At 67.7% G+C, this 24,410-nt stretch carries 23 protein-coding genes; 7 read left to right on the top strand and 16 right to left on the bottom strand.

The features are described 5' to 3' along the window. Positions 1–12 precede the first annotated feature (12 nt). The 4 genes from SK803_RS22860 to SK803_RS22845 are packed head-to-tail and all read right to left on the bottom strand — an operon-like array spanning position 13 to position 2,918. Positions 13–717, bottom strand: coding sequence for an ESX secretion-associated protein EspG (locus tag SK803_RS22860; protein ID WP_319968094.1), 705 nt, complete (start codon positions 715–717; stop codon positions 13–15). Further along, on the bottom strand, positions 714–2,006 hold the full coding sequence (locus SK803_RS22855) for a WXG100 family type VII secretion target (RefSeq protein WP_319968093.1): 1,293 nt from the start codon (positions 2,004–2,006) through the stop codon (positions 714–716). The genes SK803_RS22860 and SK803_RS22855 overlap by 4 nt, the downstream gene beginning before the upstream one ends. Further along, complete coding sequence (locus SK803_RS22850; protein ID WP_319968092.1) at positions 2,003–2,608, bottom strand: DUF3558 domain-containing protein; 606 nt, start codon at positions 2,606–2,608, stop codon at positions 2,003–2,005. The genes SK803_RS22855 and SK803_RS22850 overlap by 4 nt, the downstream gene beginning before the upstream one ends. A gap of 4 nt (positions 2,609–2,612) precedes the next feature. Continuing rightward, complete coding sequence (locus SK803_RS22845; RefSeq protein ID WP_319968091.1) at positions 2,613–2,918, bottom strand: PE domain-containing protein; 306 nt, start codon at positions 2,916–2,918, stop codon at positions 2,613–2,615. A gap of 142 nt (positions 2,919–3,060) precedes the next feature. Here SK803_RS22845 and SK803_RS22840 point away from each other — a divergent pair, with 142 nt between their 5' ends. Continuing rightward, positions 3,061–3,759, top strand: coding sequence for a hypothetical protein (locus SK803_RS22840; protein ID WP_319968090.1), 699 nt, complete (start codon positions 3,061–3,063; stop codon positions 3,757–3,759). Here SK803_RS22840 and SK803_RS22835 read toward each other — a convergent pair whose 3' ends face one another. Genes SK803_RS22835 through SK803_RS22825 form a run of 3 tightly spaced genes read right to left on the bottom strand, consistent with a single transcriptional unit; the run spans position 3,760 to position 8,119 of the window. Beyond that, positions 3,760–4,152: a DUF4233 domain-containing protein gene (locus tag SK803_RS22835; protein WP_319968089.1), complete on the bottom strand. Its 393-nt coding sequence runs from the start codon at positions 4,150–4,152 to the stop codon at positions 3,760–3,762. Further along, entirely contained in the window at positions 4,149–5,486 is a 1,338-nt protein-coding gene (gene folC / locus SK803_RS22830) for a bifunctional tetrahydrofolate synthase/dihydrofolate synthase (protein ID WP_319968088.1), read from the bottom strand. Before folC ends, SK803_RS22835 begins: the two co-directional genes overlap by 4 nt. A 5-nt stretch (positions 5,487–5,491) precedes the next feature. Beyond that, positions 5,492–8,119 (bottom strand): valine--tRNA ligase, encoded by a 2,628-nt coding sequence (locus SK803_RS22825; RefSeq protein WP_319968087.1) that lies wholly within the window; start codon positions 8,117–8,119, stop codon positions 5,492–5,494. Between the two features lie 96 nt (positions 8,120–8,215). Here SK803_RS22825 and SK803_RS22820 point away from each other — a divergent pair, with 96 nt between their 5' ends. Beyond that, the gene (locus SK803_RS22820) at positions 8,216–8,914 is read left to right on the top strand and encodes a hypothetical protein (RefSeq protein ID WP_319968086.1); all 699 of its coding nucleotides are present in this window, start codon (positions 8,216–8,218) and stop codon (positions 8,912–8,914) included. Positions 8,915–9,061: 147 nt separating this feature from the next. Then, a complete protein-coding gene (locus SK803_RS22815; protein ID WP_319968085.1) occupies positions 9,062–11,347 on the top strand; it encodes an FdhF/YdeP family oxidoreductase in 2,286 nt (761 codons plus the stop codon). Here the strand turns inward: SK803_RS22815 and SK803_RS22810 are convergent. The 3 genes from SK803_RS22810 to SK803_RS22800 all read right to left on the bottom strand — a co-directional run bounded on the left by SK803_RS22810 (position 11,340) and on the right by SK803_RS22800 (position 14,338). Next, positions 11,340–13,532: a glycosyl hydrolase family 28 protein gene (locus SK803_RS22810; protein ID WP_319968084.1), complete on the bottom strand. Its 2,193-nt coding sequence runs from the start codon at positions 13,530–13,532 to the stop codon at positions 11,340–11,342. The genes SK803_RS22815 and SK803_RS22810 overlap by 8 nt on opposite strands. 67 nt (positions 13,533–13,599) lie before the next feature. Beyond that, positions 13,600–13,758, bottom strand: coding sequence for a hypothetical protein (locus SK803_RS22805; RefSeq protein ID WP_319968083.1), 159 nt, complete (start codon positions 13,756–13,758; stop codon positions 13,600–13,602). A gap of 22 nt (positions 13,759–13,780) precedes the next feature. Further along, positions 13,781–14,338: an ArsR/SmtB family transcription factor gene (locus SK803_RS22800; protein ID WP_319968082.1), complete on the bottom strand. Its 558-nt coding sequence runs from the start codon at positions 14,336–14,338 to the stop codon at positions 13,781–13,783. A 74-nt stretch (positions 14,339–14,412) separates the two neighbouring features. Between SK803_RS22800 and SK803_RS22795 the strand changes: the two genes are divergently transcribed. Beyond that, entirely contained in the window at positions 14,413–14,721 is a 309-nt protein-coding gene (locus SK803_RS22795; RefSeq protein WP_319968081.1) for a hypothetical protein, read from the top strand. On the opposite strand, the gene SK803_RS22790 is transcribed toward SK803_RS22795, so the two are convergent. Next, positions 14,666–15,157, bottom strand: coding sequence for a hypothetical protein (locus tag SK803_RS22790; RefSeq protein WP_167970530.1), 492 nt, complete (start codon positions 15,155–15,157; stop codon positions 14,666–14,668). The genes SK803_RS22795 and SK803_RS22790 overlap by 56 nt on opposite strands. 60 nt (positions 15,158–15,217) lie before the next feature. Further along, positions 15,218–16,732 carry a phytoene desaturase family protein gene (locus SK803_RS22785; protein ID WP_319968080.1) on the bottom strand — a complete coding sequence of 505 codons (1,515 nt, stop codon included), beginning with the start codon at positions 16,730–16,732 and terminating at the stop codon, positions 15,218–15,220. A 64-nt stretch (positions 16,733–16,796) separates the two neighbouring features. On the opposite strand from SK803_RS22785, the gene fdhD reads away from it, so the two are divergent. Genes fdhD through SK803_RS22770 form a run of 3 tightly spaced genes read left to right on the top strand, consistent with a single transcriptional unit; the run spans position 16,797 to position 19,661 of the window. Beyond that, entirely contained in the window at positions 16,797–17,624 is an 828-nt protein-coding gene (gene fdhD, locus SK803_RS22780; RefSeq protein ID WP_319968079.1) for a formate dehydrogenase accessory sulfurtransferase FdhD, read from the top strand. Next, entirely contained in the window at positions 17,611–18,741 is a 1,131-nt protein-coding gene (locus tag SK803_RS22775; protein ID WP_319968078.1) for a CaiB/BaiF CoA transferase family protein, read from the top strand. Before fdhD ends, SK803_RS22775 begins: the two co-directional genes overlap by 14 nt. A gap of 38 nt (positions 18,742–18,779) precedes the next feature. Next, positions 18,780–19,661 carry an alpha/beta hydrolase gene (locus tag SK803_RS22770; protein ID WP_319968077.1) on the top strand — a complete coding sequence of 294 codons (882 nt, stop codon included), beginning with the start codon at positions 18,780–18,782 and terminating at the stop codon, positions 19,659–19,661. Here the strand turns inward: SK803_RS22770 and SK803_RS22765 are convergent. The 4 genes from SK803_RS22765 to clpX form a co-directional block, all read right to left on the bottom strand. Continuing rightward, complete coding sequence (locus tag SK803_RS22765; protein ID WP_319968076.1) at positions 19,658–20,956, bottom strand: serine hydrolase domain-containing protein; 1,299 nt, start codon at positions 20,954–20,956, stop codon at positions 19,658–19,660. The genes SK803_RS22770 and SK803_RS22765 overlap by 4 nt on opposite strands. Further along, on the bottom strand, positions 20,953–22,269 hold the full coding sequence (locus tag SK803_RS22760; protein ID WP_319968075.1) for a serine hydrolase domain-containing protein: 1,317 nt from the start codon (positions 22,267–22,269) through the stop codon (positions 20,953–20,955). Before SK803_RS22760 ends, SK803_RS22765 begins: the two co-directional genes overlap by 4 nt. A 22-nt stretch (positions 22,270–22,291) precedes the next feature. Next, positions 22,292–22,870 (bottom strand): RBBP9/YdeN family alpha/beta hydrolase, encoded by a 579-nt coding sequence (locus SK803_RS22755; protein ID WP_319968074.1) that lies wholly within the window; start codon positions 22,868–22,870, stop codon positions 22,292–22,294. A 153-nt stretch (positions 22,871–23,023) separates the two neighbouring features. Beyond that, entirely contained in the window at positions 23,024–24,304 is a 1,281-nt protein-coding gene (gene clpX / locus SK803_RS22750; RefSeq protein WP_319968073.1) for an ATP-dependent Clp protease ATP-binding subunit ClpX, read from the bottom strand. Positions 24,305–24,410: the final 106 nt, after the last annotated feature.

Here is a 24,410-nt window from a genome sequence, read left to right as displayed (position 1 = left end):
CGGTGAACCCGTTCAGGACAGGCGCTTGAGCCAGTCCGTGATGATCTGCCGGGACGCGGGCGTGGCGTGCACCCACGTCTGGTGGTTCTGGTCGGTGTACTTGACCACGAGCCAGCGGCCGTCCTCGAAGTCGATCGTGGTGAGGAAGGTCTTGGCCCGCTGCCTGCCCTCGCCGTTGCGCCGCGCCGAGTACAGCTTCGCCGTGCCCTTGCGGGGCTGGGCGAGCAACTGGCGCAGCGAGATCGACGGCGACGCCTTGCCCGGCTGGTGGACGTTGATCTCCGACGCGTGCACGTTGATCGACGCGCCACGACCGGCCGGCACGTCCGGCAGCTGCATCGCGAGGACCTCCGGCGCGTTCTCCGGCCGGATCGGGTGCAGCTGCACGAACCCGTTGTCGTGCACCGCAAGCACACCGTGCTGTGAGTTCGCCGCGACCACCACGGGCCTGGTCTCGCTCGGCGTGACAGCGATCCACGCCGAGTAGTCCTGCTCCGCCTTGGCGATCAGGTGCAACGTGCCCCGCACGTCCGGGTGGTCCAGCCCGACCCTGCGCAGCTCACCGATGACGTCGCGCTCGATCACCGCGCGCTCGTCCTCGGTCTCGCCGGGAGAGTCGACGTGCAGCGCCGGGTGGTACTCCCCCAGCTTCTCCTGCTTCCACAGCACGTCGAACGCGAGGTCGGACAGCTGAATGGACGAGCGCAGCACGCTCACCCCCCGATCGTCGGCGGTGCGACCATCGGCATGTCGCCGATGATCTCGTTCGTGTTCTCCTCGGTGATCAGGTAGTCGGCGGACTTGTGCTCCAAGTCGTCCTCCCCCTGACCCTTCTGACCCTGGCCACCCATACCGCCCACACCGGCGGCACCAGCCCGGCCACCCGCACCCGCGGCACCACCGCGCGCCCCGGCGTTCGGCCCGCCCTCGCCCATGGCGCCGAACACACCGGACTTGCCGCCGGGCTGCTGACCCGCGTTGCCGCTGCTGCCAGTACCGCTGCCGACGCCACCGAGGCCGCCGCCACCGAACTTGCCGCCGGCTCCGCCGCCACCGCCGAACTTGCCACCAGCGCCGCCACCACTGCCGCCGCGACCGCCACCGGTCCCGCCGGGACCACCCAGGCCAGGACCACCGGGCACACCGATGGGCGGGATGCCCGTGTTCGGCGGCCGGTCGATCACGGTGCCGGCGGGAGGCTTGCCACCACCACTGCCACCGAGGTCGCCGGGCCGGACGACACCCCTGCCGTCGTCACCGCCGCCGACGCCACTGGTGGTGGTCTGGTCGCCGGTCCCGGTCGTGGTGCCGGGCGGCGTCCAGGTCGTGCCGGTCGGCCCCTGCGGCGAGCCGGTCGAACTCGGGAAGGTGGGATTGCCGGATGGGCGACCCGTGTTGCTGACGTTCGTGGTGTTGTCGTCACCGTTGCCGCTACCGGTGTTGATGACCTCGACGTTCAGCGTGTCCGCCGTGACGCCGGGGAACTCCTTGGGCAGCTCACCGCGGTTGGTGTTGCTGGCGCTCTGGAACTCGCTGTAGACCTTGCGGTTGTGCGACTCTTCGGAGTTGTAGCTGTTGACCGCGTCCTCGGTGTCGGTGTCCCACGGCGACACGTCGTCCCAGAAGCCCGTCTCCGGCTTCTTCTCCGGCATGTTCTTGAGCTGACCCTTGTTGTAGTTGAACTGGTAGACCTGGTTCGACAACGAGTGGTCGGCCTGGCGCAGGGCGTCCTGCATCTGGATCATGGCCTGGTTGATCGGGTTGGCTGCGGTCTGGGCGGCGTCGGCACTCGCGCCGGACCACGTCTCACCGAGGGTCTCGCCGACCCGCTTGAGCCGCTGCTCGATCCCGGCGTAGCCGCGCTCCAACGCGGTGGCGGCGTTCGCGGCCGCCTGTGCCGATCCGGTGCCGGGGCCGCCGGTCATCTGGGCGTAGATCTCGTGCCCGGAGAACCCGTCGGCGCGAGTGTTGTCCTGGGTGAAGCAGCTGGGCGCTGGCCGTGTCATTTCGCACCTGCCTTGATCGTCGTCATGGCCAGGTTCGCGAACTCGGTGACCGCGCCGCACGGATCCGCGAACTTGGGGCTGCCGTTGAAGCTCGAGAAGGTGAAGAGGATCGCCTTCTCGTCGGAGACCCCGACGAGAACCTCACAACCGCCGTCCTTGCGCTGGTCGACAGCAAGGGCGAGGTACGCCGGGTAGCCCTGCACCTCAGGCTGCGACTCGAACACCTGATAGGTCGCGTCCTTGTTGGGCAGGATGGTGGAGAGGTTCGTGCCCTCCGGAAGGATCCCCAGCCCAGGAGTCATCTTTCCCGCTGTGCTCGCACCCAGCCAGGTGCAGGCAGGTCCGGGAGAAGTGGTGTTGACCTTGCCGCTGACCCCGGGCAGCCCGAACGCCTGGATCTGAGCCGCGGTGACCGCGCTGCACGGATCGGCCTCGAAGGCTTTCACGTCGAGCGGGTTCTGAACCTTGGGCGCTCCGCCGCTGTTGCTGGTGCTGGTCGGCTGAGTTCCGTTGGTCGGCGTGCCGGTGGTACCGCCGCCAGAACCGCAGCCCGCCAGCAGAGCGAATGCGGCGGCGCCAACGACGATGGTTCGGATGCGCAACAGCTCAGTCCTTCGGCTTCAGGTTGGCCGCGTTGCCCTGCTCGGTCTGCTCGTACTGCTGCAGGGTGGCCTTCAGGTTGTCAATGCGAGTGGTCAGCGTGGTTTGCAGCTGCTTGTTCGACTGCTGATGCATCTGGCCCGCGGTGACCGCGTAGTTCGCGTAGACCTTGCTCGGCATGTCCAGACCAGCACCCTGGACAGTGGTCAGCAACTTGCCGGACTGCTCAGCCTGAATCAGCTCGTCGCGGATCGACTCGTACTCCTTGATCGCGGCGCGCAGTGTCTCCAGATCGACCTTGGTCCCGCTCATCCCCAGTACCCCTCCTTGCAGATTCGTGCGCCTAGCAGCATAGCGCCAGGCCACGGCCCTCGTCGTGGTTTCAAAGCACGATCGGGTGAACAAGGCGAAGTGTCACCGCGGCATTGCGACAAGCACGGGTACGAAGTGCGACATGCTTCGTTCTTTGGCGCTTTTCGTCAGCGCCGCAATGCTTCTCACCGCCTGCTCCACGCCCAGGCCGGTGGCCGCCCCGAAGATCGCACCACCAGCCCCGGCGATCGGACCGCAGGCGGACTGCGCCGAGCTCATCGGGATGGAGGACACGCGGTGTCTGGGATGGGCGGCACCCGAGCCGCACGGGTTCTTCGACGTCCGGAGGATCAACAACGACGAGGCCGGCACCGGTAAGGAACTGGAGTGGGGTCCCTATTACTGGTGCGCCGCGCTGAATGACGACGTAGTCAAGAACGCAATGGGATCGACGGATGTCGCGCGGGTCGTCACCGACAAGTTCTACTGTCAAATAGTGGTGCGCGGGCACAAGTCGAGCGGAATCTACAACAGTCTTTACGTTTACCTGTCGCCTTACCGGCCCGGAAATCCCGCATTCGACTGGTTCGTCGAGCCGAACGAGCTCGGCGAGGTCACCGAGTACAAGGGCCGGAAGGCGGTGCGCAACGACAAGCTGAGCTATGACACCTCTGACCGCATCCAGTACACGGTCGAGATTCCTGGCCAGGGTTCGGTGTGGAACCTCGAGATGCAGCGGAGCCAGTTCAACCCGAGGCTGCCGTTCACGTCCGATCTCGCGGACGCCGAACGACGCGTCCGAGTGGTCATCGACGCGTTGATGGCCTACGACCAGACCTGATCAGCCTGTCTGTTGCTGTTGCGCGGGCAGGCGACCTTCCGCCATCCGCTTCAGCAGGTCCTTCCGCAGCCACAGCAGATAAGCCCACACCAGGCCGAAGATCACGCCGATCACGCCCATCGCGGGCAGCAGCAGCCACGACGCGATCAGCAGCACGTGCAGGCCCACGACGGCGCCGATGGCCCAGGGGCGGCGGACGAAGGCGCACATCGCGATGAACACCGCGATGAAGCCGAAGGCGACCCAGCCGACTAGGGAGGTGACGCCGCCGTGCAGTTTGGCGATCACGGGGAGGGCCAGGGCCACGACGATGACCTCGAGGATCAGCGTGCCGGCCATGATGCCCCGGAACGCCTTCATCGGGTCCTTCTTGAGAGGGGCCGGGGAGGTCATGCCGGCTCCTTTCCGAACAGGGCGCGGGCCTCGCCCGCGGTGACCACGGAGCCGGTGACGATGATGCCGCCGCCGGACTGCTCGTCCTCGATGAGGTGGATGGCTTCCTCGATGGCGTCGACCAGGCGGGGACGCACCTCGAAGCGGTCCTCGCCGAAGATCGGGACGGCCAGGCCGGCGAGCACGTCCGGGTCCATCGCGCGCGGTGAGGAGTTGGTGGTGATCACCAGTTCCTGCACTACCGGTTCCAACGCCGACAGGATGCCTTCGGCGTCCTTGTCGGACATGACCGCGACGACGGCGACCAGCTTGCGGAAGCCGAACTCGGACTCCAGCGCGCGGGCCAGAGCCGCTGCGCCGTGCGGGTTGTGCGCGGCGTCGACGAAGACGTTGGGTGCGGAGCGGACTCGTTCCAGGCGGCCCGGCGTCACGACCGAGGCGAAGCCCTCGCGGACCATCTCGATGTCGATCTTGCGCTCGGGGCCGGCGCCGAAGAACGCCTCGACCGCGGCGAGCGCCAGCGCGGCGTTCGCTGCCTGGTGTTCGCCGTGCAGCGGCAGGAAGATGTCCTCGTAGAGGCCGCCGAGGCCCTGCAGCGTGATCATCTGGCCGCCTACGGCCACCGACCTCGACACGACGCCGAACTCGCTGCCGAAACGGGCCACCATCGCGTCCACCTCGGCGACGCGTTCCAGGATCACCCTCATGACCTCGGGCGTCTGCTCACCGACGATCGCGACCGAGCCGGGCTTGATGATGCCGGACTTCTCCACCGCGATGTCCTCGGGACGGTTGCCCAGGTACTCGGTGTGGTCGACGCCGATCGGCGTGAGCACGGCGACGCGGGTGTCCACGATGGACGTCGCGTCCCACGTGCCGCCCATGCCGACCTCGACCACGGCGACGTCGGCCGGTGCTTCCGCGAAAGCCGCGTACGCCATGCCGGTGAGCACCTCGAACTTGCTCATCCGGATCTCCGACTGGGAGTCCACCATCGCGACGTACGGCTCGATGTCGCGGTAGACCTCGACGTAGCGCTCAGGCGAGATCGGCTCGTTGTCGAGGCTGATCCGCTCGGTCGCGAGCTGCAGGTGCGGGCTCGTGAACCGGCCGGTGCGCAGGCCGATGCGCGTGAACAGCGCATCGACCATGCGTGACGTCGACGTCTTGCCGTTCGTGCCCGTCAGCTGCACGACCGGGTACGACGTCTGCGGGTCGCCCAGCACGTGAGCGAGCGCCTTGATCCGGTCCAGCGACGGCTCGAGCTTGGTCTCGGGCCACCGCTGGTTGAGCTCGTTCTCGACGTCGAGGAACTCGTCGAGGTTGGTTTCCACGGTTCTTACGCCTCCGGCAGCGCGGCCAGGCGCTCGTTGATGCGGGCGATCTCGGACTCGGCGGTGGCCTTGCGCTCCTCGATCTTGGCCTTGACTTCGGCGGGCGCCTTGGCGAGGAACGCCTCGTTGCCCAGCTTCTTCGTCGTGCCCTCGAGCTCCTTCTGCGCCACGGCCAGGTCCTTCGCCAGGCGCTTGCGCTCGGCGGCGACGTCGATCGTGCCGGACAGGTCCAGCTCGACCTTCACCGCGCCCTTGGGCAGGCCGACCTCGAGCGTCGCGGAGACGGTGAACTCGTCGCCCGGCTCGGTCAGTCGCGTCAGCGCGCGGACCGACGGGACCTGGTCGGTCAGGCCGACGCAGCACGCGCCGCGGACCTTGCCAGCGACCTTCTGGCCCGGCTTGAGGCCCTGCTCGGAACGGAACCGGCGGATCTCGGTCGCGAGCTTCTTCAGGCCCTCGATCTCCGCCTTCGCGTCGAGGTCGCGCTCGGCACCGGAAACCTCGGGCCACTGGGCGACGACGAGCGACTCGCCACCGGTCAGCGACGTCCACAGCGTCTCGGTGATGAACGGGATCGACGGGTGCAGCAGGCGCAGCAGGACGTCGAGGACGTGGCCCAGGACGGACTGCGTGGCCTCGGCGCGGCCGTCCGAGATCTGGACCTTCGCGATCTCCAGGTACCAGTCGCAGAACTCGTCCCACGTGAAGCTGTACAACGCCTCGCAGGCACGGGAGAACTGGAACGCCTCGAAGTTGGAGTCCACAGTGGACACCAGCGCGTCGAGCTCGTCGAGGATCCAGCGGTCGGCCGCCGTCAGCTCGTCGCAGGCCGGCAGCGGACGGGCGACCGTCGCGCCGTTGGCCAGCGCGAACCGCGTGGCGTTCCACAGCTTGGTGGTGAAGTTGCGCGACCCGGCCGCCCACTCCTCGGCGACGGCCATGTCCGAACCGGGGTTCGTGCCGCGCAGCAGCGTGAACCGGGTGGCGTCCGCGCCGTAGCGCTCCATCCAGTCCAGCGGGTCGATGCCGTTGCCCTTGGACTTCGACATCTTCTTGCCGTACTGGTCGCGGATCAGGCCGTGCAGGAAGACGTGGTCGAACGGCTGGACCTCGTCCATCGCGTACAGACCGAACATCATCATCCGGACGACCCAGAAGAACAGGATGTCGTAGCCGGTCGACAGAACGCTGGTCGGATAGAACTTCCGGAGGTCCTCAGTGGACTCCGGCCAGCCCAGCGTGGAGAACGGCCACAGGCCAGACGAGAACCACGTGTCGAGGACGTCCTCGTCCTGACGCCAGCCGTCGCCGGAAGGAACCTCGTCGTCCGGTCCGACGCAGACGACCTCGCCGTTCGGGCCGTACCAGACCGGGATCCGGTGGCCCCACCACAACTGACGCGAGATGCACCAGTCGTGCAGGTTGTCGGTCCAGTCGAAGTACCGCTTGTTGAGCTCGGCCGGGTGGATCTTGGTGCGGCCGTCGCGGACGGCGGCGGACGCGGCCGCGGCGATGGTCTCGACCTTGACCCACCACTGCAGCGACAGGCGCGGCTCGACGACCGTGTTGCACCGCGAGCAGTGCCCGACGGAGTGGACGTACGGCCGCTTCTCCGCGACGATCCGGCCGTCGGCGCGCAGTGCCGCGACGATCGCGGGACGCGCCTCGAACCTGTCCATCCCCTCGAACGGGCCGTGCGCGGTGATCGTCGCGCGGCCGTCCATGACCGTGAGGTTCGGCAGGCCGTGGCGCTGGCCGATCTCGAAGTCGTTCGGATCGTGGGCGGGCGTGACCTTGACGGCGCCGGTGCCGAACTTCGGGTCGACGTGCGCGTCGGCGACGATCGGGATGCGGCGGCCGGTGAGCGGCAGCTCGACCTCGGTACCGATGAGGTGCCGGTAGCGCTCGTCGTCCGGGTGGACGGCGACCGCGGTGTCACCGAGCATCGTCTCGGCGCGCGTGGTCGCGACGACGATCGACGCGTCACCGTCGCCGTAGCGGATCGAGACGAGCTCGCCGTCGTCCTCGCTGTGGTCGACCTCGATGTCCGAGAGCGCCGTCTGGCAGCGCGGGCACCAGTTGATGATCCGCTCGGCCTGGTAGATCAGGCCGTCGTCGTACATCTTCTTGAAGATCGTCTGGACGGCGCGCGACAGCCCCTCGTCCATGGTGAAGCGCTCACGCGACCAGTCGATGCCGTCGCCGAGCCGCTTCATCTGGTCGAGGATCTTGCCGCCGTACTCCTCTTTCCACTCCCAGACGCGCTCGACGAACTTCTCGCGCCCGAGGTCCTGCCGGGACATGCCCTGCTTGGCCAGGTCGCGCTCGACGGCGTTCTGGGTCGCGATGCCGGCGTGGTCCATGCCCGGCAGCCACAGCACCTCGTAGCCCTGCATGCGGCGACGCCGGCTCAGCGCGTCCATCACGCTGTGGTTCATGGCGTGGCCCATGTGCAGCGAGCCGGTGACGTTCGGCGGGGGCAGCACGATCGTGAACGGCGGCTTGTCGCTCTTGACGTCCGCCTCGAAGTACCGCCGGTCGAGCCACCGCTGGTACAGCTCCGCCTCTACCTCCGCCGGGGTCCACGCGGCGGGGAGGTCAGGACGCTGGGTTGCGGTGTCGAGTTCAGTCACAGCTGTCAAGTCTACGGAGGCTTGGGTATCGACTTGAATCGAGATACCTGCTAACGGCCCGGGCAACCCGATCAAGCCCGCGAACGTGGTGTTCTCGTGAACAACAAGGTGGTGTCCGCGATCGCGTTGGTGATCATCGGCGCGGTGCTGTTCGGGCTCTGCCAGCGCGCTCGGGCGCCAGGGGTGAACGTTCGGATTCCGTTCGCCGGCACGCCTGCCGAGCAGTGGCAGGACGGCGAGAAGGGCATCGGCGTGCCGAACGCCGACCCTCTCTACGAGCGGGTGCGGCAGGCGCTCATCGCGTCGCGGACGGATCCGGTGATGATCAGCGAGCACCGGCCGGACAGGTTCCTGACGATGCTCGCGCCGGACGTGCGCGACGAGGTGGCGCGCGATCTGCCCGGCTGGACCACGCGGCTCAAGACCGGCACCAAGCTCCTGGGGATCAAGGTCTCCGGGCAGATGACGCTGGGCGAGAAGAACGGCTACCCGGCCGTGCTGACGGACTACGTGTTCGCCTACGCGTTCGAGCCGCCGGATCCGGCCGAGCTGACGAACCAGATGGAGATGGTCGCGGCCAGCCGTCAGCAGGTGACGTTCACCGTCACCCCGGAGGGTCTGTGGCCCTCGGACGCCATGGGCTTCCAGTACTCGATCGCGTGCCGGGCGGCGCGGGACGGGTTCCTCGCGCCGCAGTTCACCGAGCCCGCCGAACCGGGTGGTGGCGTCGCGAAGGACGACCGGAAGTACTTCTCCACGGACGGACGCATGCCTTCGGAGAACACCTGCGATTGATCACCCTTTCAGAGGTGCCGGGCAGGAGTGACGGCTATCACAATTGTCCATCACGGACCGTCTAACCCCTTGGGGCCCGTGCGACGACGCCGCCGCGTTCTTCGGGGGCGCTGGCGGCGTCGACGTCGATCAGCGAAGAATGCAGCTATGAGCAGCAAGCCCCCGCAGCACGACGTCGACGAGTCCGCGCTCGAAGTCAGCACCCCCAAGACCTGGGCAGCGGGTATTCCCGGTGTGCTCGTGTCGCTCGACCGCGCGGTCGAGCAGATGGGTGTCGGCCGGACCGTCAAGACGTTGCGTCTGCTCAACCAGCGTGAAGGTTTCGACTGCCCCGGTTGCGCGTGGCCGGAGCCGCAGGGCCACCGCAAGATGGCGGAGTTCTGCGAGAACGGCGCCAAGGCCGTCGCCGAGGAAGCCACCAAACGACGAATCGGCCCGGAGTTCTTCGCCGAGCACTCGGTGGAGAGCCTCCAGAGCAAGACCGACTACTGGCTCGGCCAGCAGGGCAGACTCACCGGGCCGATGGTGCTCAGGCCCGGCGCCACGCACTACACGCCGATCAGCTGGGACGCCGCGTTCGGCCTCATCGCCGACGAGCTGACAGCGTTGTCGTCACCGGACGAGGCGATCTTCTACACCTCCGGCCGCACCAGCAACGAGGCCGCGTTCCTCTACCAGCTGCTGGTCCGCTCGTTCGGCACCAACAACCTGCCGGACTGCTCGAACATGTGCCACGAGTCCTCCGGCGCCGCGCTGAACGAGACCATCGGCATCGGCAAGGGTTCGGTGTCGATCAAGGACTTCGACCTCGCCGACCTGATCGTGGTCGTCGGCCAGAACCCCGGCACGAACCACCCGCGCATGCTCAGCGCGCTGGAGGACGCCAAGAAGAACGGCGCGAAGATCATCGCCATCAACCCGCTGCCGGAAGCGGGCCTGATGCGGTTCAAGAACCCCCAGAACGTCGCCGGCATCGTCGGCAGGGGCACCGCGCTGTGCGACGAGTTCGTCCAGATCAAGGTCGGCGGCGACCAGGCGCTGTTCCAGGCGATCGGGCACCTGCTGCTGCAGTGGGACAAGATCGACAAGGAGTTCATCTCCAGCGTCACGCACGGCTTCGAGGAGTACGCGGAGAGCCTGCGCGAGCTCGACTGGGAGCGCGTGCTCACCGCCACCGGCCTGACCCGCGAGCAGATCACCCGCGTGGCCGGCATGTTCGTCGACTCGCAGGCCACGATCGCCTGCTGGGCCATGGGTCTCACGCAGCACAAGCACAGCGTCCCGACCATCCGCGAGGTCACGAACGTGATGTTCCTGCGCGGCATGATCGGCAAGCCGGGCGCGGGCCTGTGCCCGGTGCGCGGCCACTCGAACGTGCAGGGCGACCGCACGATGGGCATCTACGAGAAGATGCCGGAGAAGTTCCTGCTGGCGCTGGAGAACGAGTTCGGCATCCCGGTGCCGCGCAAGCACGGTTTCGACACCGTCGACGCGATCAACGCCATGCGCCACGGCCGCGGCAAGGTGTTCATCGCGATGGGCGGCAACTTCGTCAGCGCCACCCCGGACACCCCGGTGACCGAGAAGGCGCTGGAGCAGTGCTCCCTCACGGTCCACGTCTCCACGAAGCTCAACCGCTCGCACGTGATCCACGGCCGCACCGCGCTGATCCTGCCCGTCCTGGGCCGCACCGAGAGCGACGTGCAGCACTCGGGCGAGCAGTTCGTGACCGTCGAGGACTCGATGTCGGTCGTGCACCGCTCGCGCGGCCGGTTGACGCCCGCGTCCGACCAGCTGCTGTCCGAGGTCTCGATCATCTGCCGGATGGCGCGCAAGGTGCTCGGCACCTCGCACCCCGTGGCGTGGGAGACGTTCGAGAAGGACTACGACATCATCCGCGAGCACATCTCCCATGTGGTGCCGGGATGCGCGGACTACAACACGCGCGTGCGTCAGCCGGATGGTTTCGTGCTGCCGCACCCGCCGCGTGACTCACGCCAGTTCGCGACGGCCACCGGCAAGGCGAACTTCACCGCGAACGAGCTGACGGTGCTGGAAGTGCCGGAGGGCCGGCTGCTGATGCAGACCCTGCGCAGCCACGACCAGTACAACACCACGATCTACGGCCTGGACGACCGCTACCGCGGCGTGAAGGACGGGCGGCGCGTGGTGTTCGTGAACCCCGACGACATCAAGGAGCTGGGGTTCTCCGACGGTCAGATGGTCAACATCATCTCGGAGTGGAAGGACGACCCGACGGGCGTTGTGGAACGCCGCGCCGAGTCGTTCCGGATCGTCTCCTACTCGACCGCGCGGGGATGCGTGGCCACGTACTTCCCCGAGGCGAATCCCTTGGTGCCGTTGGACTCCAAGGCGGACATCTCGGGAACGCCGACCTCCAAGTCGGTGATCGTGCGTTTGGAAGCTATTTGACGATCACGCTGTAATTGCTGGCACCACCGTTGGGTCCTAGTTGGACCTCGCCCGCCCGGAAGCCTTTGGCGTACAGGCGGAAGGTCTTCGCGGACCCTTCGGTGTTGACCAGCTGGAGACCGCTGTCGATCCACAGCGCGTCCATCCACGGGCGTTTGCCGAGCCGCGTGTCGACCGCGACGTACACCAGTGCGTCGCGGTTGATCGTGAAGCGCGCCAACGGGTTCTGCGTCGCCGACTTCGAGTCGTTGGCGGTGCGGATCCACTTCGCGCCCGCGACCTCCTCCGGCACCGCGCTGAACGTGAAGTCCCGGTCGCCGTACTGCGCGACGCCGGTGCGCAGGTTGGCTTGCACCGACCAGTCACCCGCGTTTCCGGTGTCGGCAACGGAAAGCCCGCTCAGCTCCAGTTCGGCCGGCTGGTCGCCGACGGTCAGGATCGCGACCGCCGACCTCGTGAGCTGGCCCGCCGTACCGATGACGTTGATGTTCGTCGAGCCGTGCGGGGTGTCCGGCAGGGTCGCGACGGTCATCGTGGACGACTGACCGGCGTTGATCGTGGCCGGGTTGAACTGCACGACGGCACCCGCGGGCACGTTGTCGGCGTCGAGGCTGATCGGCCCCGGCGAGCCCGTCGAGGCCGCGCTGACCGTGAACGACGCCGTCTCGCCCGGCTTGACGACGCGTGACGCGGGGTCGACCGCGAGGCTGAAGTCGTTGTTCACCCCGCACTTCTCGGTCGAGCCGGTGTTCTGGATCCGCGGTGACCCGCTGTTGCGGACGCAGAACCCGTTGGTGTTGCGGAACAGGAAGTCCGTCGGGCTGTTGCTGCCGCGCTCCCAGCCGAACGTGTCGAACGTCAGGTCGGTGGAGTTGTCGGCGATCACCGCGGGCCTGCCGTCGTTGCTGGTGAACGACACCGCGCTGCCGCCGACCCACTTGATGCGGTCGGCGTACCGGACGTACCACCCGTACGCGGGCCGGGTGCCGATGCTGTTCGGGTTGTAGTTGGTGCGCTCGTTGCTCGGCGGGCTGGTCGACATGGTGCCGTTGCCGCCGGGCACGTTGATCTTCACGTTGGTGAACGTCACATCGGTGATGTGACCGTCGACGTCACCCATGATCGTGGGGCTGAACGACGGCGAGGCACCGTTGATCGTGACGTTGTCGTAGGTGATGTTCTTGATGGTGCCGACGCCGGGACTGTTCCCGCAGCGTTTGCGAGCGCCGACCTTGAGCATGATCGGCGACCGCACGCCGCTGATGGTGATGTCCTTGTAGTGCACGTCGGAGACGACCGAGCCGTCCATCGACACGAGCCCGAGCCCGGACTTGTTGGAACCCTTGATGTCGATGCGCTGGAAGTCGTACCCGGTGAAGTCGCCGCACGTCTCCGAGCCGAACATCAACGCGTTGCAGCACCCCGCGCTGAGCTTGGTGTCGTAGACCTTCACGTTGCCGTTGCTGAGCTTCTGCCCGAGCGCGTAGTCGCTCTTGAACGCCAGCGCGTCGTCGTTGCCCGCGAAGTTGCCGTTGGTGATCGTCACGTTGGTGGTGCTGATGACGTTCCAGCCGTCGCGGTCGCTCGCGGTGTCGATCGTCAGCCGGTCGGACGTGACGTTCTTGCAGCCGTTGATCAGCATCGCGAAGTGCCCGCCACGGCGCAGTTTGATACCGCTGACCGTGAGGTTCTCGCAGCGCGTCAGCGAGATGATCTTGTCGGCCTGACCCCGGCCCGGGTTGCCGGTGATGAGCGCCCCGCCGCCGTCGATGGTGCCGCTGCCCACGAACGCGATGTTGGTGAGCCGGTCACCCCAGATCATCGCGTTGTGGAAGTGGCTGTGCCCGTAGTCCTGGTAGTCGTCCCACGGGTTGTCCTCCGGCGGGTCGTACCCGGTGCCGGACGCGCCCATGATCGTCGCGCCCGAGTCGAGCTGGATCGTGACGTTGCTCTTCAGGTGGATCGAGTTGGGCGAGCGGTACGTGCCGGACGGGAACCGCACGGTCCCGCCGCCGGCCGAGTTCGCCGCGGTGATCGCCCTGTTGATCGCGGCCGTGTCGTTCGCACTGCCGTTGCCGACCGCGCCGTAGTCCTTGACGTTGTGCACCGCCGCCTGCGCCGGCTCCGCCAGCACCGTGGTGGCGAGCAAGGCCGCTAGAACCGCCGCGCCGAGTCTCCGGAACACCGATGTTCTCCCCTCGGTCGAGGTGAAACGTTGGTGAAAACCTTTACAGCGGCGGCGAGTGCACACGTTACGCCGGTCGTACGCGAACGAACAGCCTTAACCGGCGGCGCTCGGGCTTGGCCGAGACTTCCTGCGCCTTCTTCGCGAGGCGGCGCGCGGCGGCGTCGGCCTCGAAGTCGCCCTGCCGATACTTCGCGATAGCAAACGCGTCGTGGTGCGGGAACATGGCGAACCTCCTCAGTTCGTTGCTATTCGGGTGAAATCGTCGCGCTCAGGAAGAACCGCACCGGCCTGGAACCCTCCGGCCGCAGCTCCGCGTTCTCCATGCGCTCCTCATACCGGCGCAGCACCGCCCGCAACTCCTCCTGCGCCTGCTTGAGCTCTTCGCGCGTCAGGAACGCCGTGGCGCCGGTGAAGCCGACGTGCTCACGCCACTCGTACGGAAGGTGGTCGTACTGCCGCAAGCGTTCGCGGGTCCGCTCGTACTCCTGGTCCAGGTAGGCGAGCGAGGCAGCCTCGGCGGCCAGCGCGGCTTCCCCTTCAAGCCCTTCCGTGGAGATCGACTGGTGGCGGCTGACGATCCGCCACGGCTTCTGCCTGCCAGGCCCCTCCACCTCTTCGACGAACCCGTACTTGGCCAGCATGTTCAGGTGGTACGAGCAGCTGGCAACGCTCTCCCCCAGCTTTGCCGAACACTGGGTGGCGGTGCTCGGCCCCTCGTCGCTGAGCAGCGTGATCAGCTTCCACCGGAACGGGTGCGAGAGCGCCCGGAGAGCTTTGGGGTCGGTGATCGGACTGTCCGTCATGACACCACGGTACCCACATCAATAAACCTTTAGCAAGGTTCCTTGATATATAAATCCTGATATAAAGCGGGGCGTTGGCGGCGGTCACGTGGATCAACCCGCCATGGCCCGCCGAACAGGCGTTGCACAGTTCGTTGACAGCCGTGGCGATCATGGCGCTGTGGCTGCTCAGGAAGCGGCTCGTGCACTTCGCGTACGGCGTGTGCCTGACCGCGGTGCTGCGGCAGAAGTGGTTGCGGTCGCTGGAGATCGTGCTCGCGACGAGCGCGCTCTACGAGTTGCCGGAGTGGGCGATCGCGATAGCGCTGGCGGCTCTTGGGGCGCTCGTCACCAGTCTGGCGAGTTTCGCGCGACGGCGGTCACCAGCGGCAACGACTCGATGACCGGCACCCGCAGCAACTCCGCGGGCACGTCCGGGTCGCGCACCGGCTCGACGAGCTCACGCAGGAGTGCGCCGACGACGTCGTCCGCGGCCTGATCGACCTCGTGGATGAGGTCGCGCAACTGATCCGCCGCCTCGTTGAGCACGCGCGGCCGTTGCGGTTCCTCCAGCATCAGCGCGGCCAGGCGCAGCACCCGGCGGCACGTGCGCAGGCGCAGGCTTCTGCTGGCCGACTCGCGAGCGCCGGCGAGGCCCAAGCGGCCTCGGGTGCGTTCGATCCACGGCTCGACGGTCTCACGACGCCAGATCGGGCCCGACGCGAGTTCGGCGTCGGGCTCGGGGATGCCGTGCGAGCGCCTCTTGCGCCAGACAGCCACCAGTTGCCGACTGAGCCCCATGGCGTCGGCGATTTCCGCGATCCCGTAAAAGTCCCCCACGCCGTCAACTGTAACCAGAGATGACGCGAAGTGCCATCATAAATGTCAGCGAAATGTGCCTCAGATGCGCTCCAGGACCGCTCGCGCCGCGTTGTGGCCGCCGATGCCGCTCACGCCGCCGCCGCGCCGGGAGCCCGCACCGCAGACGAAGACGTTGTCCACGTCGGTCTCCACGCCCCACTTGCCGATCTCGTCGTCGGTTTCGGCGAACGGCCAGTCGAGCTCTCCGTGGAAGATGTTGCCACCTGGCAGTCCGAGCTCTTCCTCCAGGTCCAGTGGCGTGCGGGCTTCGATGCACGGCTTACCGGCGGCGTCGACGGCGAGGCAGTTCTGGATCGGCTCGACGAGGTGGGCGTTGAGCTGGTCCAGGTAGCGCCGCACCAGCTCGTCGCGCAGCAGTTCGTTGCGGCCCTCGAACAACGACGCGGGCAGGTGCAGGCCGAACAACGTCAACGTCTCGTGGCCCGCCAGCGACGGCCCGAGGATCGACGGGTCGGTCAGCGAGTGGCAGTACATCTCGCCCGGCAGCACCGACGGCACCTGGCCGGCGGCGCTCTCCAGGTACGCGGTCTCCAGCTGGTCGTAGGACTCGTCCAGGTGGAACGTGCCGGCGAACGCGAGCCGTGCGTCTACTCCGGACTTCAGCTCCGGCAGCTTGCGCAGCAACATGTTGATCTTCAGCTGGCAGCCGGGCGCGTCGTGGACTTCCTTGCCCTGCAACCGTCCCAGCACGGAAGGCGCCACGTTGGACAGCACGTACCTGGCCTCGAAGACGGAGTCACCACACGTCACCGAGGCGGTCTTGCCGTCGGACTCGACGGACGTCACCTCGGCGCCCGTGACGATCTGCGCACCGGCCTCGCGTGCGACCCGTTCCAGCTCGGCGGTGACGGCACCCATGCCGCCGACCGGGACCTTCCACTCGCCGGTGCCGTTGCCGACGATGTGGTAGAGGAAGCACTTGTTGGCGCGCAACGAATGCAGCGACGAGTGGGTGCCGATCAACGCGTCGGTGGCGACGACGCCGCGCACCAGGTTGTTGTCGAACAGCTCCTGCAGCGTCGCGCCGATCGGGCGTTCGAAGACCTGTTCCCACAGCCGTCCGCGCACCACCGCGTCGACGTGCACGCGCAGGTGTTCGCGTGACACCAACGGTTCCAAAAGAGTCGGCGCCAGCGCGGCGGCCATCGACTCCAGGTCGGCGTACCAGCGCTGCCACCGGTCCCAGTCGTCGAGCGACCCGCACACGGCCTCGAACGACCTGAGCGTCGCCTCGCCCGGCGAGCGTTCGACCAGCAGCCCGGACTTGCCGTTCGGCGTGTACGACGACGCGGAACGGGACCGCAAAGTGAGGTTCAGACCCAGATCAGCGGCGATCTGGTCCGGTAAGAGCGACACGAGGTAGGAGAAACGGGAGAGGCGGGCGTCGACGCCTTCCCACGGTGACGCGCTCACGGCCGCGCCGCCGACGTGCGGCAGCTTCTCCAGCACCCTGACCGACTTCCCCGCCCGTGCGAGGTACGCGGCCGCCACCAGCCCGTTGTGGCCGCCCCCGACGATCACGACGTCGTCCATGCCCCGAGATCCCTCCCACGTAGCCTGGTCGTGGGGAACATAGCGGTCCGAAGGAGATGTGCACATGGGCCGAGTGACGGTTCGCCGAGCGGTCGAACGGGTGTCGCCGAACGGTCGGCGGCGCCGGGTGGACGCGCTGGCCGCCGAGGAACCTCTGGAGCTGCGGGTCGACGGCAAGGCGTTGGCCGTCACGATGCGCACGCCCGGCCAGGACGTCGAGCTCGCGCACGGCTTCCTGCTCAGCGAGGGCGTGATCGGCGACTCCGGGGACATCTCGATCGCCCGGTTCTGCGAGGGCACCGGGCCGGACGGGATGAACACCTACAACGTGCTGGACGTCGCGCTGGCCGACGGTGTGCCGCCGCCGGACACCGGGGTGGAGCGGAACTTCTACACCACGTCGTCGTGCGGGGTGTGCGGGAAGGCCGCGCTGGACGCCGTGAAGCTCAAGACGCGCTACTCCCCCGCGCTGGACGAGGTCAGGGTCACTCCCGAGACGCTGACGGGTTTCCCGGACGCGTTGCGGGAACGGCAGAAGGTCTTCGAGAGCACCGGCGGGCTGCACGCGGCCGGGCTGTTCGTGAACGGCGAGCTGCTGGTCGTGCGGGAGGACGTGGGCCGGCACAACGCCGTCGACAAGGTGCTGGGCTGGGCGGTGCTGCAGAACCTCGTGCCGTTGCGCGGCGCGGTGCTGATGGTGTCCGGGCGGGCGTCGTTCGAGCTGGTGCAGAAGGCCGCGATGGCCGGGATTCCGGTGCTCGCCGCGGTGTCGGCGCCGTCCTCGCTCGCCGTCGAGCTGGCGGAGGAGCAGGGCATGACGCTCGTCGGCTTCCTGCGTGGCGACTCGATGAACATCTACACCGGTGGGGAGCGCGTGGTTGAGACCGCTTGACGGCGTCGTGGTGGTGAGCCTGGAGCAGGCCGTCGCCGTGCCGTACGCGACGCGGCTGCTGGCCGACCTCGGGGCACGCGTCATCAAGATCGAACGGCCCGGCGCCGGCGACTTCGCCCGGCACTACGACTCGTCGTGCGGCGAGGTGTCGTCGTACTTCGCGTGGACGAACGTCGGCAAGGAGTCGGTGTCGCTCGACATCTTCCACCCGGACGGCCGTGAGGTGCTGGAACGGCTGGTCTCTCGCGCTGACGTGCTGCTGTGCAACCTGTCGCCGCGGGTGTGGAAACGGCTGGGGCTGGAGCTGCCCGCGTCGTTGATCGTCGGCGAGTTGTCCGGGTACGGCTGGGACGGCCCGTACGCGGATCGCAAGGCGTTCGACGCGCTGGTGCAGTCCGAGGCCGGGCTGGTGTCGCTGACCGGCGAGGGCGACGTGATGGCCCGTGCCGGCATCTCGGTGGCGGACATCGCGGCCGGGGTGCAGCTGCAGGCGGCGGTGCTGGCGGCGTTGTTGCAGAAGGCACGGACCGGCGAGGGTGTGCGGCTGCGGTTGTCGCTGTTCGAGGCGATGGCCGAGTGGATGCACCAGCCGATGCTCTACGCCGCCGGGACCGGGGCCGCCGCGCCGCGGTCGGGCGCGCACCACCCGAGCATCGCGCCGTACGGGCCGGTGGCCTGCGCGGACGGGGCCGTGCACCTGGCCGTCCAGAACGACGGTCAGTGGCAGCGGTTGTGCGGGCTGATCGGGCTGGGCGCCGAGGAGAGGTTCGCCACAGTGGCCTCTCGTGTCGAGCACCGTTCCGAGCTGCAGGAACTGCTTGAACGGGCCTTTTCGGACATGAATTCCGCCGATCTGCTGGCCGCTCTGGACTCAGCCGACGTGCCAGCCGCGGTGACCCGCTCGATCACCGAACTGCCCACGCACCCGCAGCTCGACACGTGGGTTGACGTGCAGGTTCCCGGCGGAACGGCCCGGATGCTGCCGCCTCCGGTCGCCGGTTTCGAGTGGTCAGCGGGTGCGGTCCCCGCCCTCGGCGCGCACAATGATCACGTGTTGCGCTGGCTGGGCTATTCGGACGAGGAACTGTCCTCATTACGCGTGCGTTCCGTCCTCTAGAAGGAAACGAGGAACGGTACCCACGCGATGAGGTGAGCATGGGGGATCCGAAGTACAGCCGCCGCACCCTCCTCGCGGCGATCGGCGTGGTCATCGCGACAGCCACCGGCGTCGCGACGTACGTGTCGTCGCCGTCCACCGCCACGGAACGGCAGATCGCCACGGCGGACCGCGTGCAGGCCACCGGCGCCGCCAAGCCGACGATCCGCTTCGAGCGCGTGTACTCGGCCGCCCGCCACCGCGAGGTGACCCTCGCCTTCTACGTCCCGACCGGCCCGAACCCCCGCGGCCTGCCGATGTCGATCCTGCTGCACGGCCTGCACGGTGACGCCAGGCACGCCGCCGTGGGCAACCTCGCCGAGGTCCTGACCGCCGCCGTCGCGAAGGGCTCTGTTCCCGCGTTCGGTTTCGTGGCGGTCGACGGCGGCGACAACTACTGGCACGAGAACGTCCCCGGCGACGACCCGATGACCATGCTGCTCGACGAGGTCCCGCGGTGGCTGAAGGAACGGGGCTACGGCGAACCGTTCGCGGTCACGGGTGTGTCCATGGGCGGCTTCGGTTCACTGCTGTACGCGCGGCGCCGGGCCGAGCGCGGCGACCCGATCGCGGCCGCCGCGGCCATCTCCCCCGGCCTGATCACCACGTGGCCGGAGATGGCCAAGCGCAAGGCGTTCAAGAACGAGGGCGAGTGGGCCTCGCTGGACCCGCTGCGGCACCCGAAGTCGACCGGCCCGACCGCACTCGGCGTGTGGATCGGCGACCGCGACCGGTTCATCGAGGGCACCCGCCGGTACATGCGCGAGGTGCGGCCCGAGGTGGGCGTGGTCAAGGGCGGCGGGCACGACGACGGGCTCTACCGCAAGGTGACGCCCGACGTCGTGCAGTTCCTCGCCAAGTACGCCAAGAAGGCTGTCTAGATCCGCATCGCAGCGCGGCTCCAGTGCACCCAGCCGACGCGACCGTGCTCGTCCCGGCCGCCCAGCGGGAGCGTGGAACTCTTGTCCACGGCGATCAGCAGGTCGTCAAGCAGGTGGACGTACTCGGTTTCCTCGGCGGAGATCAACGCCGCGGTGAGTGGATCGCGACCGAGCAGCCGCACCTTGACCGTGCCGTGTTCGCCCGGCGTGATGTGGACGTCGAGCGCGGAGTCGCGGTAGAGCCCCACAACCTTGTCCGGGTCCACCGGCGCCGGGTCGGCCGGCACGTCGGGGAGCTTCCGCTTGCTCACACCCGCCAGCTCGCTGAGCAGATGATCGAAGAACCCGGCGAAGAACGGGCCGAGGGCTTTCCCTCCGTTGGCCATCACGATCACGGCGACCCCGGCCGCGGGAACGACCCGCAGCATCGACACGAACCCCATGGTCATGCCGGTGTGGCCGATGACCTCGCCGCCGTCGAAGTTCGACAGCTCCCAGCCGAGACCCCACCACCACTCGCCCGTGCCGAAGTCCGGGTGGGTGGCCTGGCGTTCCCGCATCGCGTCGAACTCGGTGGTGTCCAAGTGCATTCGCACGAACTCGAGCAGTTCGCGGGCGGGCATCGCGAGCACCGAACCACCTGCCACCCACGACTCCGGCATGTGCTGGGTCGCGGGCTTGCCTTCCAGGTGCCCGTCCGCCATCTCGTGTTCCGCGTAGTCGACACGTGCCGCCGCGACCTTCGTCAGACCGAGCGGATCGACCAGCCGTTCGTGCAGAACTGCCGTGAAAGTCTTGCCGCGCAACACTTCGACGATCCTGCCCAGCACCGCGTACCCGCTGTTGCAGTACGAGTAGAGCTCACCAGGCGGGCTGAACTGCCCGGCGTCCGCGAGCAGCTCGACGTACCTCTCCAGCATGTCGTCGCCAGAGCCCGTCTCGAACTTCAGGTCGCCCTCGAAACCCGCGGTGTGGCACAGGAGCTGGCGCGGCGTGATCACCTTCGCCGCCTGCTCGTCCGCGGTCCGGAACTCCGGCAGCACGTCGCGCACCGGCCGGTCGAGGTCGAGCAGACCCTCGTTCACCAGCTGCATGATCAGCGTGGCAGTCCAGACCTTGGTGATCGACCCGATCTGGAACAACGTGTCGCTGGTGACCGGCTCGTTCGTGACGTTGTTGCGCACACCTGCTGCTGCATCAACGATTTCACCGTTGTGCAGCACAGCTACTTGTGCGCCAACGATTCCGTGCTCTTCGAGCAGCTCCGGCAGCCTGCGCGTGATCCAGTCGTTCACTGACGCACCGCCACTCTCCCCCAGTGCAGCCACTTGACTCTCCCTTGCTCATCACGTCCACAAAGGACGACAACTCCGTGGCTGCCGTCCTGTTCCTCCACGGCGATCAACGCGTTGTCGCGGAACCCCACGTACTCCTCGATCACCGCCGGCGCCGCGTTGACGTCCACGGGCACTGCCCGCATCCTCACCCGCCCGTGCTCGCTCGCGGTGACGTGAACGGCGGCCCTCACGGCGCGGTAGACCCCGGCGACCTTGTCGACGTCGATCGGAACGGGGACGGCAGGCGGCTTGGGAGGCTTGCGCAAGGTGACGTTCGTCAGCTCTCCCAGCACCTTCTCGTGCACCGCCCGCGCGACGGGGAGGGACGCTCCCCCGTTCGTGAGCGTCGCCACAGCGAGGCCGGACTCCGGAAGCACCCGCAGGTACGCCTGAAAGCCCGGCGTCTGACCGGCGTGCCCCACCCCGGTGACACCGTTCTCGTAGTTGTGCAGGAGCCAGCCGAGACCTTGCCTGCCGCCGAAGCCGAAGTCGGGCAGCTCGACCTGGGTCTCCCGCATCGCGTCGAACTCGGTGGTGTCCAGGTGCATCCGCACGAACGCGAGCAGGTCCCGCGCGCACATGGCGAGCACCGAGCCGGCCGGCGAGTCTCCCTCGGTCGTCTGTTCCTCGACGGGCTTCAGCGCGGTGTCTTCGCGCAGGTGACCTGAGGCGCACCGCCGGCCTGCGTACTCGGCATGGCGCGTGGCGGCGTGAAGGCCGAGCCGGTCGATGAGACGTTCGCGCAGAACAGTGTTGAACGGCTTGCCGCGCAACACTTCCACGATCCGGCCCAGCACCACGTACCCGCTGTTGCAGTACACGTACAGCTCGCCGGGCGGAGTCGTCTGCTGCGTGCCGGCCATGCGCTCCAGGTACTTCGCCAGCATGTCGTCGCCGTTGCCGGTGTCGTAGTAGAGATCACCCTCGAACCCCGCCGTGTGGCAGAGGAGTTGGCGTGGCGTGATGACGCTCGCGGCCTGCTCGTCGGCCAGCCGGAACTCTTCCACGACGTCGCGGACCGGGCGGTCGAGGTCCAGCAGGCCCTCGTTCACCAGCTCCTGGACCAGCGTCGCCGTCCAGACCTTGGTGATCGACCCGATCTGGAAGATCGCGTCCGCGGTCACCTTCTCGCCGGTGACGTTGTTGAGCACTCCTGCTGTCGCGTCGAAGATCTCGCCGTCGTGCAGCACGGCCACCTGAGCGCCGACGACACCGTGTTCCGCGATGAGTTCGGGCAGCCTGCGTCGCAGCCATCCGGCTGTCTCGTTCACGTTCCCCCCAGAAAGTGAAGTTCTAGCGCGGCGAGAGCGGCACGGTCTTCGACCGCACCCACTTCAGCGCCGAAGGCCACTCCCCGTAGCCCGCGTCGATGTTGATGTGACCGGCGCCGGGCAGCACGTCGACCTCGATCCGCAACGCCTCGGCGAGCTGCTTGGCCGCCGGCATCGAGCAGTGCGGGTCGCCCTCGCCCGCGATCAGGCGGGTCTCGGTGGCGGCGCGGCGCAGGCCGGCCGGGTCGAGTGGGGCGGGGAAGAACGACTTGATGGCGGGTTCGGGGTGGTCCAGCGCGGGCGGGGCCACCAGCAGCACGCGGTCGACGTGCCCGATGCCCTCGCGGGCGGCGTGGTGCAGCCAGAGGTAGCACCCGAGCGAGTGCGCGACGACGACCCGTTCACGGTCGGCCGGCGCGGCTTCGAGGTGGGTGTCGAGCTCACGCAGCCAGGTGGTGAGGTCGGGCTGGTCCGGGTCGCTGAAGTGCGGCATGTCGGCGAGGCCGCCGTGCTCGGACACCGTCTGGGCCAGCCAGCGCTGCCAGTGGCCGGGGCCGGAACCGGTGTAGCCGTGGATCAGGAGCACGTGAGGCAACGACATGCCTCCACCTTAGAACGCCGAAAGGGCGCCGGTGTGATCACCGGCGCCCTTTCAGAGATCGAAAAACTACGCGGACTTCTTCCTCGGGGGTTCGGGGGTGTCCCCCGAACAACACGTGAGAGATGTCCGTGGCGAGCGCACTCCGCGAGCGCGCTACGCCGACTTCTCTCGACGCTCCCGGCGCGAGGGCTGCCGGGCAACGATCGTCGGGTTCACGTTCTCCTTCACCGTCTGCTCGGTGATGACGACCTTGGCGACGTCCGTGCGGCTCGGGATGTCGTACATCACCGGGAGCAGGACCTCTTCCATGATCGCGCGCAGACCTCGGGCACCGGTGCCGCGCAGGATCGCCTGGTCGGCGACCGCTTCCAGCGCGGTCTTGGTGAACTCGAGCTCGACGCCGTCCATCTCGAACAGCTTCTGGTACTGCTTCACCAGGGCGTTCTTCGGCTCGGTGAGGATCATCACCAGCGACGGCTTGTCGAGGTTCGTGACGGAGGCGACCATCGGCAGACGCCCGATGAACTCGGGAATCAGGCCGAACTTGATCAGGTCCTCCGGCATGGAGTCGGAGAAGAAGTCCGACGCCTCCACCTCGGCCTTGGAGCGGACCTCGGCACCGAAGCCGAGACCACGCTTGCCGACGCGGTCCTGGATGATCTTCTCCAGACCCGCGAACGCACCGGCCACGATGAACAGCACGTTCGTCGTGTCGATCTGGATGAACTCCTGGTGCGGGTGCTTGCGGCCGCCCTGCGGGGGCACCGATGCGGTGGTGCCTTCCAGGATCTTGAGGAGCGCCTGCTGCACACCCTCGCCCGACACATCGCGCGTGATCGACGGGTTTTCACTCTTTCGAGCGATCTTGTCGACCTCGTCGATGTAGATGATGCCCGTCTCGGCGCGCTTCACGTCGTAGTCGGCGGCCTGGATGAGCTTCAGGAGGATGTTCTCGACGTCCTCGCCGACGTACCCGGCCTCCGTCAGTGCCGTCGCGTCGGCGATGGCGAACGGCACGTTCAGCATCTTCGCGAGGGTCTGCGCGAGGTAGGTCTTGCCGCAGCCCGTGGGGCCGAGCATCAGGATGTTCGACTTCGCCAGCTCGACGCCGTCGTCACGACCCTCGCGCCCGCGGTCGCCCGCCTGGATGCGCTTGTAGTGGTTGTAGACGGCGACGGAGAGGGTGCGCTTGGCATCACTCTGGCCGATGACGTACTGGTCGAGGAACTCGTGGATCTCGGCGGGCTTAGGCAGCTCGTCGAGCTTCACGTCACCGGCTTCGGCCAGCTCCTCCTCGATGATCTCGTTGCAGAGATCGATGCACTCATCGCAGATGTAGACGCCGGGGCCGGCGATGAGTTTCTTCACCTGCTTTTGACTCTTTCCGCAGAAAGAGCACTTCAGCAAGTCGCCGCCGTCACCGATACGCGCCATGACCGCTGACCTATGTCCCCTCCGGCGCACACCTGCTGTAGTGCGCCTGCTGACTTGCTGTGGCAGTCCCACTGGCTGTGGGTGCTGAGCCCGTTCTCCTGACGGT

The organism is Lentzea miocenica (assembly GCF_033949945.1).
In the GTDB taxonomy this organism is placed as follows: Bacteria; Actinomycetota; Actinomycetes; order Mycobacteriales; family Pseudonocardiaceae; genus Lentzea; species Lentzea miocenica.
Note: the sequence above shows the minus strand (reverse complement) of the source record. Positions and strands in the feature narration are given on the sequence as shown.